This is a genomic window from Acidovorax sp. KNOB132 (genome assembly GCF_057541515.1).
Window position 1 is genome coordinate 1 of sequence record NZ_BAAJYT010000135.1, and the last position, 9932, is coordinate 9932.

Below are 9932 nucleotides of genomic sequence, written 5' to 3' on the forward strand. Positions count from 1 at the left end.
CAGCGCGTCTGGGCGCTGGACAGGCGCAGGCTGCTCCAGCGCACGCCCAGCAGCGGCGCGAAGTGGTCCAGCCGCGCGGTGAAGCGCTGGCGCGCATCGCGCATGAGCCACGCCTGCACCGCATCGCGCACCTGCGCGGCAAGGCGGCGCGGGGCAGGCCGATGTGCAGCTGGCGCTGCCCCTCGGGCCCCTCGACCAGCGCGCCGCCCGTGCCGCGAAAGCCGTGGGTCGGGTCCAGCACCACGGTAAGGGGCTCACCCAGGTACGGCAGCACGGCGCCGTCGCCCCAGGCGATGCGGGCGCCGTCCACGCGCTGCTGGCGGTCCTGCGCCTCGCCCAGCTTGCGCAGGATCCAGGCGGATTTTTCCTGCAGCGCCGCATCCACGGCCGCGAGCGACACCCAGCCCGGCGCGCGCACCGCCAAGCCGTCCGCCCCCACCGTGAACCCGATGGTGCGCCGCCGCGCCCGCTGCAGCGCATAGGCCACGACGGCATCGCCCAGCAGCACCTCGCGGCTCGCGCGGGGGTGGCGGAAGATCGCGGGGCTGAGCAGCGTGCCCAGGGGAACGGGCGGCGCTTTCGCCACTGGTGAAGCGGACGATGGCGATGGCTTGGCAGGGTCTTTTGCTACCAAATCAGTAGCATCATCGGCAATCGAACCGCCGGCATCCGCGGCATTCGGCCTGGAATTCCTGGCACGGGGCGCGGAGGCAGGCGCAGTCGGCGGCTCGGCCGGCGCCGCGCCGCCGAACAGATCGAGCGCCAGCTGCACCAGCCGCTGCATCACCGGCCCGGCGCGTAGGCCTCGGGGTCGAGGCGCTGCATTTCGGATTCGATCCAGGCCTCGACCTCGCGCATCAGCTCGTCGGGCTTGCGGCCTTCGGTCGGGATGGGGCGGCCGATGGACACGTCCACCGTGCCCGGCCGCTTGATGAAGGCCTTGCGCGGCCACACCTTGGCCGAGGTGACGGCGATCGGCACCACGGGCACGCCCGCCTCGATGGCCAGCCGCGTGCCGCCGCTCTTGTACTGGCCCTTGCGCCCGCGCTCCACGCGCGTGCCCTCGGGGAACATGATGACCCAGGTGCCCTTGGTCAGCAGCGCGCGGCCCTGCTGCAGCACCTTCACGAAGGCGCGCGCGCGCTGGCCGCGGTCGATGTGGATCATGTCCAGGCTGCCGATCGACCAGCCGAAGAACGGCACGTACAGCAGCTCCTTCTTGAACACGTAGGCCAGGGGGCGCGGCATGATCGCCGGCATCAGGAAGGTCTCGTAGGTGGACTGGTGCTTGACCAGCAGCACCACGCCCTGCGTGGGGTCGGAGGGCAGGTGCTCCATGCCCGTGATGCGCGTGCGGATGCCCATGATGACGCGCGCCGCATCGGTGCTGAGCTTGAGCCACGCCCGCGCGATGCGGTAGCGCGTGCGGCTGCTGGCGCCGAACAGCCGCACCAGCAGGATGAGCAGCGTATAGGGCACCACGGTGATGCCCATCCAGAGCAGGTGGACGATGGAACGGATCAAGGCCATGGCAATCAGGACAAAATGGGTGTTTTCGGGCTCATGCCCTAGGAATATATGCCGTTTTAGCTATTAAATTAATAGCACATCAGACGGCGATGTTCAGGCCCGGCGCCGCCACGGCGGATTGCGCGGCCACGTGGTCGGCAAAGTCGGCCAGGCTGGCATGGAACTGCGTGCCTTCGGGCCACGGGCTGGGCAGCAGGGCATCGCCCGAGGCGACCAGGGTCGCTTCGGCGGCCTGGGCCGCACCGACCCGATGCAGCTGCGCACCGATGGCCGCGCCGGCCCGCAGATGCTCCACGCAGTTGCCGGCCACCAGCACCTCGTCACCCTCCACACCGTAGCGGTCGCGGATCTGCTCCATCAGGCCCGGCGCCGGCTTGCGGCAGGCGCACAGGTCGTCGGGTGCGTGCGGGCAGTAGAACACGGCGTCGATGCGACCGCCCACCGCCGCGAGCTTGCGGTGCAGCTTGGCGTGGATGGCGTTGAGCGCCATCACGTCGAACAGCCCGCGCCCCAGCCCGGGCTGATTGGTGGCGACGACGACATGCCAGCCGGCATGGTTGAGCCGCGCCACGGCCTCCAGCGCCCCGGGCAGAGGGGTCCACTCGTCGGGCGAAGCGATGAAGCTCTCGCCCGAGGGGTTGAGCGTGCCGTCGCGGTCGAGGATGGCGATTTTCATGGTGTGGGAGCGCCTGGTGAAAGACTGCGCCAGCCTACCACCAGCGCGGCCCCCGGCCTCAGGCCGCCAGCCGGGACAGGTCGGCCACGCGGTTCATGGCCACGTGCAGGCGCTTGAGCAGGCCCTGGCGGTTCAGGCGCAGGTCCAGTTGCTCGGCGTTGACCATCACGTCGTCGAAGAACGCATCCACCGGCGCGCGCAGCACGGCCAGCGTCTGCAGGCTGGCGGTGTAGTCGCCCGCGTCGAACTGCGCATCGGCCTCGGGCACGAAGCGCTGCAGCGCGGCGTAGAGGTTCTTTTCCGCCTCTTCCTGCAGCAGGTCGGGGTTGACGTGCGGGTCCACGGGACCGGCCACCTCGGCCTTCTTGAGGATGTTGCCCACGCGCTTGTTGGCGGCGGCCAGGGCCGGGCTTTCGGGCAGTTCGGCAAAGGCGCGCACGGCGGCGAGCTGCTTTTGCACCAGCGACAGGCGCTGCGGGCGCAGGGCGATGACGGCATCGACTTCCTGCGCGCTGTAGCCCTGCTCGCGCAGGCTGCCGGCGAGGCGGTCGTACATGAAGTCGGCCAATTTAGTAGCTGTTTCTGGATCGAATTCACGGGGAGAAAAGCCAGAGGCGTGCACAAACGTACCGCCTGCTTGTTTCTTGGCTTCCAACTCTCGCACCTGCTGAGCATCCCATTCACGTCGTTGAATGCCCTCATCACTGAACGCTTTGAAAGATCCGCTCAAAAGCAGTTCGAGGTCAAGCGGGAGGTCTCGCTCGATCAGCATGCGGATAACCCCCAGTGCATGGCGGCGCAGCGCGAAGGGGTCGCGGTCGCCCGTGGGCAGGTTGCCGATGCCGAACATGCCGACCAGCGTTTCCAGCTTATCGGCCATGGCCACGATGACGCCCACGTTCTCGCGCGGCAGCTCGTCGCCCGCGAAGCGCGGCTTGTAATGGTCTTCGATGGCGTGGGCCACTTCGTGGGCCAGGCCGTCGTTGGCGGCATAGTAGCCGCCCATGATGCCCTGCAGCTCGGGGAATTCGCCCACCATGTCGGTCACCAGATCGGCCTTGGACAGCCGCGCGGCGGTGTCCACGCACGACAGCAGGTAGTCGCGGGCGATCTCGCCCTCGGCCGAATCCAGGTCCGCATGGTGCGTGCCGATGCCGGCGAACAGCTGCTCGGCGATCGCCTTGGCTATTGTCCTAACGCGCTCCACCCGCTCGCCCTGCGTGCCCAGCTTGTTGTGATAGACCACCTTGGAGAGGCTCTCCACGCGCGACAGCAGCGTCTTCTTGCGGTCCTGGTCGAAGAAGAACTTGGCGTCGGCCAGGCGCGGGCGCACCACGCGCTCGTTGCCCTGCACCACCGCGCTCGCATCGGCGGGCGTGATGTTGCTCACCACCAGGAATTGGTGCGACAGCCGGCCATCGGCCTGCAGCAGCGGGAAGTACTTCTGGTTGGCCTTCATCGTGAGGATCAGGCACTCCTGCGGCACATCGAGAAACTCCTTTTCGAACTCGCAGATGAGCACGTTGGGGCGCTCGACCAGCGCCGTCACCTCGTCGAGCAGGGCGTCGTCCTCGATGGGGCGCACGCCGCCACCCACGCGCGCAGCCGCGGCCTGCAGCTGGCGCACGATCTCGGCGCGGCGCTCGGCGAAGCTCGCGATCACCGCGCCCTGCTCGGCCAGTTGCTGGGCGTAGCTGTCGGCACTGGTGACGACGACCGGGTCCACGGCCGCCTCGAAGCGGTGGCCGTGCGTGGTGTTGCCGGCGGTCAGGCCCAGCGCCTTCACCGACAGCAGCACCTCGGTGCCGTGCAGGGCCACCAGGCCGTGCGCGGGGCGCACGAAGCTCACGCTGGTCCAGCCGGGCTGCTCGCAGCCGGAGGCGAGCTGGTAGCGCATCACCTTCGGGATGGGCAGCTTGGCGATGGATTCCTGCAGGGCCTTCTGCAGGCCCTCGGACAGCGTGGCGCCGCGCACGGTGCTGTCATGGAACAGCACCTCGGCCTTGCCGTCCGGCACGCGGCGCAGCGCGGCCACGGCGGAGGCGTCGGCGCCCAGCGCGGCCAGCTTCTTGAGCAGCGCGGGCGTGGCGTTGCCGGCGGCATCCAGCCCTACGGCGACGGGCATGAGCTTTTGCGAGACGGCCTTGTCGGCGGCCTGGGGCGCCACTTCGGTGATGTGCGCGGCCAGGCGGCGCGGCGAAGCGAAGGCCGTCAGGCGCGAGCCCGGCGCGGCCAGCCCTTGGGCCTGCAGCTGCTCGAACAGCACGCCCGCAAAGGCGTCGCCCAGCTTTTGCAGGGCCTTCGGGGGCAGTTCTTCGACGAACAGTTCAACGAGAAGATTCGGATGGGTCATGGTGGTCTGTGTTCCTTCCTGATGCGCGTGCGTGCCTCAGGCCGCCTTCTTCTGCTGTTGCTGCTGCTGGTCGGCGCGGGCCAGGTCGGCCAGCACTTCGGCGGCCCATTCCTGGGGCGCCATGGGAAAGCCCAGCCGCGCGCGGCTGTCGAGGTAGCTCTTGGCCACGGCGCGGGCCAGGTTGCGGATGCGGCCGATGTAGGCCGCGCGCTCGGTCACGCTGATGGCGCCCCGCGCATCCAGCAGGTTGAAGCTGTGCGCGGCTTTCAGCACCTGCTCGTAGGCCGGCAGGGCGAGCTGCTGCTCCATCAGGTGCTGGGCTTGGCTTTCGTGCGCGCTGAACGCGGTGAACAGGAAGTCGGCATCGGAGTGCTCGAAGTTGTAGGTGGACTGCTCCACCTCGTTCTGCTTGTACACGTCGCCGTAGGAGAGTCCGTCGGTCCAGGTCAGGTTGTAGACGTTGTCCACGCCCTGCAGGTACATCGCCAGGCGCTCCAGACCGTAGGTGATCTCGCCGGTGGCGGGCTTGCAGTCGATGCCGCCGACCTGCTGGAAGTAGGTGAACTGCGTCACCTCCATGCCGTTGAGCCACACCTCCCAGCCGAGGCCCCAGGCGCCGAGCGTGGGGTTCTCCCAGTCGTCCTCGACGAAGCGGATGTCGTTCTTCTTGAGATCAAAGCCCAGGGCCTCCAGCGACCCCAGGTACAGCTCCAGGATGTTGGCCGGCGCGGGCTTGAGCACGACCTGGAACTGGTAGTAATGCTGCAGGCGGTTGGGGTTCTCGCCGTAGCGGCCGTCCTTGGGGCGGCGGCTGGGCTGCACGTAGGCGGCCTTCCAGGGCTCGGGGCCCAGCGCGCGCAGGAAGGTGGCGGTGTGCGAGGTGCCGGCGCCCACTTCCATGTCGTAGGGCTGCAGCAGCGCGCAGCCCTGTTCGGCCCAGTACGACTGCAGCTTCAGGATGATTTGCTGGAAGGTCAACATGCGTGTGTCTGGCATGGCGGGGCCATGCGGTTGGTAGAGAGGGTTTGCACGCAGGCGCGCGCAAAAGCGGTCGATTTTACGAGGCGCGCCCGGCGCATCGGCCACGCCCGGCACGGGGCCGCCACGCCCGCATGCAAAAATAGCCGCCACCGCTTATTCATCAAGCGCTGGCAGCTATCATCTTCATAGCAATGCACCGCGGTTGCACCGCGGGCGTCCACTCAATCCTGCCAGCGGCGCAGCACCAGGCTGGCGTTGGTGCCGCCAAAGCCGAAGCTGTTGGACAGCACGGTCGTCAGCGATGCATCGCGCGAGGTGCGCACGATGGGCATGCCCTCGGCGGCCGGGTCCAGGTTCTCGATGTGGGCCGAGCCGGCGATGAAGCCGCCCTGCAGCATGTACAGGCAGTAGATCGCCTCCTGCACGCCCGTCGCGCCCTGCGAGTGGCCGGTGAGCGACTTGGTGGAGGAGAACGGGGGCACCGCGTCGCCGAACACCTCGCGCAGCGCGCGCAGCTCGGGCAGGTCGCCCACGGGGGTGGACGTGCCGTGCGTGTTCACGTAGTCGATCGTGCCGCCGCCCGCTTCGGCTATGGCCTGGCGCATGCAGGCGATGGCGCCGTCGCCCGAGGGCGCGACCATGTCTTCGCCGTCCGACGAAAGGCCGAAGCCGACGATCTCGGCCAGGATGGTGGCGCCGCGGGCCTGGGCGTGCTCCAGGCTCTCCAGCACCAGCGCACCGCCGCCGCCGGCGATCACGAAGCCGTCGCGGTCCACGTCGTAGGGGCGCGAGGCCGTCTCCGGCGTGGCGTTGAATTTGGCCGACATGGCGCCCATGCCGTCGAACAGCGTGGCCAGGCCCCAGGAGAGCTCTTCGCCGCCGCCCGCGAACATCACGTCCTGCAGGCCGAAGGCGATCTGCTGCGCCGCCATGCCCACGCAGTGCGCGGAGGTGCTGCAGGCCGAGGTGATCGAGAAATTGATGCCCTTGATGGCGAACGCCGTGGACAGGTTGGCCGACACGGTGGAGCCCATGCAGCGCGTGACCTGGTAGGGCCCCACGCGGCGGATGCCCTTGGAGCGCAGCGTGTCCGCCGCCTCGATCTGGTTGGCCGGCGAGCCGCCGCCCGAGCCCATGATGAGGCCGGTGCGGGGGTGGGACACCTGGGCGGGCGACAGGCCGGACTGGGCGATGGCGTCCTTCAGCGACAGGTAGGCGTACGCCGCGGCATCGCCCATGAAGCGGCGCTGCTTGCGGTCGATGAGCGCGTCCAGATCGATCTGCGGCGCGCCCGCCACCTGGCTGCGCAGGCCGAGTTCGGCGAACTCGGGCATGGCGCGGATGCCGGACTTGCCTTCGCGCAGCGACGTGGTCACTGCCTGCTGGTCATTGCCGATGCACGAGACGATGCCCGCACCCGTGATGACGACGCGCTTCTTCATGGTCATGCCGTGGCTCCCGCTGCGGGTGCTCCGTCCTTCCCGTCTTCACGCTTGAAAAGGCCCACGCGCAGGTCGTTGGCCACGTAGATCTCCTGGCCGTCGGCCAGCAGGCGGGCATCGCCGATGGCCATGACCAGCTTGCGCTTGATCACGCGCTTGATGTCGATTTCGTAGGTGACGAGCTTCACGTTGGGGCCGACTTCGCCGGTGAACTTGACTTCGCCCGCGCCCAGGGCGCGGCCCCGGCCCGGCAGCTGCAGCCAGGTGAGGTAGAAACCGATGAGCTGCCACATGGCATCCAGCCCCAGGCAGCCCGGCATGACCGGATCGCCCTGGAAGTGGCAGTCGAAAAACCAGAGGTCGGGGCGCACATCGAGTTCGGCCCGGATTTTCCCCAGCCCATGCGCCCCACCATCGCTGTCGATGTGCGTGATGCGGTCAAACATCAGCATGGGCGGCAGCGGCAGTCGTCCGCTGTCAGGGGTGAACAGCTTGCCCTCGCCGGAGGCGATCAGTTGTTCATAGGAAAAGGAATCAGCCATTGTCAGTCGTGCTCCAGATCGGCGGTGCGCCCGCCGGATTTTGATTGCGCGCCACCGAGGTCTTTTCGGTGGCGGGGCATCCATTATCAAGGCACACGGAGGGCCGACTGTGACACAGGGCCAAGGGTGATTCCCTAATTTCATGAAAGCGGACCGCGCCGGACCGCGTCAGCGCAGGCCGCACGGGCATGCGGCCGCGCGGATCGGGCCCCGGTCAGTACTGCCAGAAGATGCGCTGCAGGTCCTTGCTGGTCTGGGGCTTGGTCAGCGCCACGGCGGCCAGGATGCGGGCCTTCTGGGGGTTCAGGTCGTGGGCGACCACCCAGTCGTACTTGTCGTCGGGCTGCTCGGCGTTGCGCAGCACGAAGCCGTCGGCGATGCGCGAGGAACGGATGATCTGCACGCCCTGGCCGCGCAGTTCCTGCAGCGCAGGCACCACCCGGTCGGCCACCGAGCCGTTGCCGGTGCCGGCATGGATCAGCGCCTTGACGCCCGAGCGGCCCACGGCGTCCACCGTGGAGCGCGGCACGTTGCCGTAGCCGTAGACGATCTCCACGGGGGCGAGCGTCTCGATCTCGTCGATGTTGAACTCCGATTGCGCGGTGTGGCGCTTGACCGGCGCGCGGAACCAGTAGTTGTTGCCCTCCACCACCATGCCCAGCGGGCCCCACTGGCTGCGGAACGCCTGCGTCTTGATGTTGACGCCCTTGACCACGTCGCGGCCGCTCTGGATCTCGTCGCTCATGGTCACGAGGACGCCCTTGCCCGAGGAATCCTTGCTGGCCGCCACCGAGACGGCGCTCAGCAGGTTCAGCGCGCCGTCGGCCGACAGCGAGGTGCCGGGGCGCATGGAGCCCACGACCACGATGGGCTTGTCGGTGCGCACCACCAGGTTCAGGAAGTACGCGGTTTCTTCCAGCGTGTCGGTGCCGTGGGTGATGACGATGCCGTCCACGTCGGCCTGCTTGGCCAGGGCCGACACGCGCTTGCCCAGCTTGAGCAGCTGCTCGTTGGTGAAGCTCTCCGAAGCGATCTGGAAGACCTGCTCACCCTTGACGTTGGCCACGTTCGCCAGCTCGGGCAGGCCCGCGATGAGTTTGTCCACCGGCACCTTGGCCGCGGCGTAGGACGCGCTGTTGGTCGCCGAGGCGCCTGCGCCGGCAATGGTGCCACCCGTGGCCAGGACCACGACATTGGGCTTGGCGGCGGGCTGGGCCGCGGCCACGACGGCCCAGACTGCGAAGGCGGCGCCGGCCAGCAGGCGCTTCAGTTTCAGAGGGGAAAGCATGTGAGTCTCCGTAATGAATGACACTTTTTGTGCCCGCGGCATTTCCGCGGGTGCCGTATGGTAGGAAGCCGCATGGCGGGCTGTGGGGAATAATCGCCGGCCGGGTGTGACTTCCGGTCATATTCTCGTTTTCCCTCCCCTGCGATGAATCTCCGCCAACTCGAAGTCTTCCAGGCCGTCATGCAGACCGGCAACATGAGCGCGGCTGCCCGGCTGATCAACATCACGCCGTCGGCGGTGAGCAAGACCATCGCGCACGCGGAACTGCAACTGGGCTATGCGCTGTTCAGCCGGGCCCGCGGGGCCCTGCTGCCCACGCCGGAGGCGCAGGCGCTGTTCACCGCCTCCAGCCAGATCCACAGCCAGCTCGACGCGCTGCGCCGCACCGCGCACAACCTGCGCCAGCCGGAGGGCGGCCTGGTGCGGCTGGCGGCGATTCCGTCCGTCACGCACGAATTCCTGCCCGCGGTGCTGGAGCGCCATGCCCAGCAATCGCCCCGGGTGCGCGTGGAAGTGCGCACCCTGCACCAGGACCAGATGGCGCAGGCGCTGCTCACCCGCTCGGTGGATTTCGCGCTGGGCTTCTACGATCACCCGCACCCGCAGCTGGAGAGCAGCATCCTGGTGAGCGGGCCGCTGTTCATCGCCGTGGCGCGGGACATCTGGCTGCGCGCGGTGCGGCTGAACCGGTCCGACCCGATCACGTTCCTGGCCAACACGCCCATGATCCAGTTGCTGGGCGACGAGCCCATGCGCCAGCCCATGGCCGAACTGGCACAGAGCCTGGGCGTGCACACCGAGCTGGGCATCCAGATGCAGACCTCGCAGCTGGCCTTGGCGCTGGTCAAGCGCGGCATGGGGTGGACGGTGGTCGATTTCCTGACCGCGCGCAACCTCGACCCGGCCGCCATCACCGCGGTGCCGCTGCGCGACCTGCCCCCCATGGCGCTGCATGCCTACCACGCCGCCAACCGCCCGCCGGACCGCCATGCCGCCCGCATGCTGGCCCTGCTGTCGGACGTGCTCATGCAAACGATGGCGCGCGCGCCCTCCGAAGCGGCCGCGCTCTGAGCGGGCCCTTCGATCAGCGCCAGGCGCGCGGGGGGGTTCAGGTGGTGGT

Annotated in this window: 8 protein-coding genes and 1 pseudogene; 1 reads left to right on the forward strand and 8 read right to left on the reverse strand. The window is 68.5% G+C overall.

The window, feature by feature from the left end; genetic code table 11:
- The 8 genes and pseudogenes from AC27IO_RS15935 to AC27IO_RS15970 form a co-directional block, all read right to left on the reverse strand.
- Window positions 1-784, reverse strand: a pseudogene (locus AC27IO_RS15935) (M48 family metallopeptidase); the annotation flags it as partial.
- Window positions 784-1530 (reverse strand): lysophospholipid acyltransferase family protein, encoded by a 747-nt coding sequence (locus AC27IO_RS15940; protein ID WP_487089885.1) that lies wholly within the window; start codon window positions 1528-1530, stop codon window positions 784-786. The pseudogene AC27IO_RS15935 and the gene AC27IO_RS15940, both read right to left, overlap by 1 nt.
- 79 nt (window positions 1531-1609) lie before the next feature.
- Window positions 1610-2206 (reverse strand): D-glycero-beta-D-manno-heptose 1,7-bisphosphate 7-phosphatase, encoded by a 597-nt coding sequence (gene gmhB / locus AC27IO_RS15945; RefSeq protein WP_284429703.1) that lies wholly within the window; start codon window positions 2204-2206, stop codon window positions 1610-1612.
- A gap of 58 nt (window positions 2207-2264) precedes the next feature.
- Entirely contained in the window at window positions 2265-4559 is a 2295-nt protein-coding gene (gene glyS, locus AC27IO_RS15950; protein ID WP_498739628.1) for a glycine--tRNA ligase subunit beta, read from the reverse strand.
- A gap of 36 nt (window positions 4560-4595) precedes the next feature.
- Entirely contained in the window at window positions 4596-5540 is a 945-nt protein-coding gene (gene glyQ, locus AC27IO_RS15955) for a glycine--tRNA ligase subunit alpha (protein WP_284398394.1), read from the reverse strand.
- Between the two features lie 221 nt (window positions 5541-5761).
- The gene (gene fabB, locus AC27IO_RS15960) at window positions 5762-6988 is read right to left on the reverse strand and encodes a beta-ketoacyl-ACP synthase I (protein WP_284404857.1); all 1227 of its coding nucleotides are present in this window, start codon (window positions 6986-6988) and stop codon (window positions 5762-5764) included.
- Entirely contained in the window at window positions 6985-7524 is a 540-nt protein-coding gene (gene fabA / locus AC27IO_RS15965; RefSeq protein ID WP_272565196.1) for a 3-hydroxyacyl-[acyl-carrier-protein] dehydratase FabA, read from the reverse strand. Before fabA ends, fabB begins: the two co-directional genes overlap by 4 nt.
- A gap of 214 nt (window positions 7525-7738) precedes the next feature.
- Window positions 7739-8812, reverse strand: a complete 1074-nt coding sequence (locus AC27IO_RS15970) for an asparaginase (RefSeq protein WP_498739631.1) — start codon at window positions 8810-8812, stop codon at window positions 7739-7741.
- 144 nt (window positions 8813-8956) lie between these two features.
- On the opposite strand from AC27IO_RS15970, the gene AC27IO_RS15975 reads away from it, so the two are divergent.
- Window positions 8957-9883: a LysR family transcriptional regulator gene (locus AC27IO_RS15975; protein WP_284398041.1), complete on the forward strand. Its 927-nt coding sequence runs from the start codon at window positions 8957-8959 to the stop codon at window positions 9881-9883.
- Window positions 9884-9932: the final 49 nt, after the last annotated feature.

What these genes read in the sequence shown, in the direction of transcription:
- AC27IO_RS15940 (WP_487089885.1), bottom strand. Translation starts at nt 1,530, where the DNA reads ATGGCCTTGATCCGTTCCATCGTCCACCTGCTCTGGATGGGCATCACC.
- gmhB (WP_284429703.1), bottom strand. Translation starts at nt 2,206, where the DNA reads ATGAAAATCGCCATCCTCGACCGCGACGGCACGCTCAACCCCTCGGGC.
- glyS (WP_498739628.1), bottom strand. Translation starts at nt 4,559, where the DNA reads ATGACCCATCCGAATCTTCTCGTTGAACTGTTCGTCGAAGAACTGCCC.
- glyQ (WP_284398394.1), bottom strand. Translation starts at nt 5,540, where the DNA reads ATGTTGACCTTCCAGCAAATCATCCTGAAGCTGCAGTCGTACTGGGCC.
- fabB (WP_284404857.1), bottom strand. Translation starts at nt 6,988, where the DNA reads ATGACCATGAAGAAGCGCGTCGTCATCACGGGTGCGGGCATCGTCTCG.
- fabA (WP_272565196.1), bottom strand. Translation starts at nt 7,524, where the DNA reads ATGGCTGATTCCTTTTCCTATGAACAACTGATCGCCTCCGGCGAGGGC.
- AC27IO_RS15970 (WP_498739631.1), bottom strand. Translation starts at nt 8,812, where the DNA reads ATGCTTTCCCCTCTGAAACTGAAGCGCCTGCTGGCCGGCGCCGCCTTC.
- AC27IO_RS15975 (WP_284398041.1), top strand. Translation starts at nt 8,957, where the DNA reads ATGAATCTCCGCCAACTCGAAGTCTTCCAGGCCGTCATGCAGACCGGC.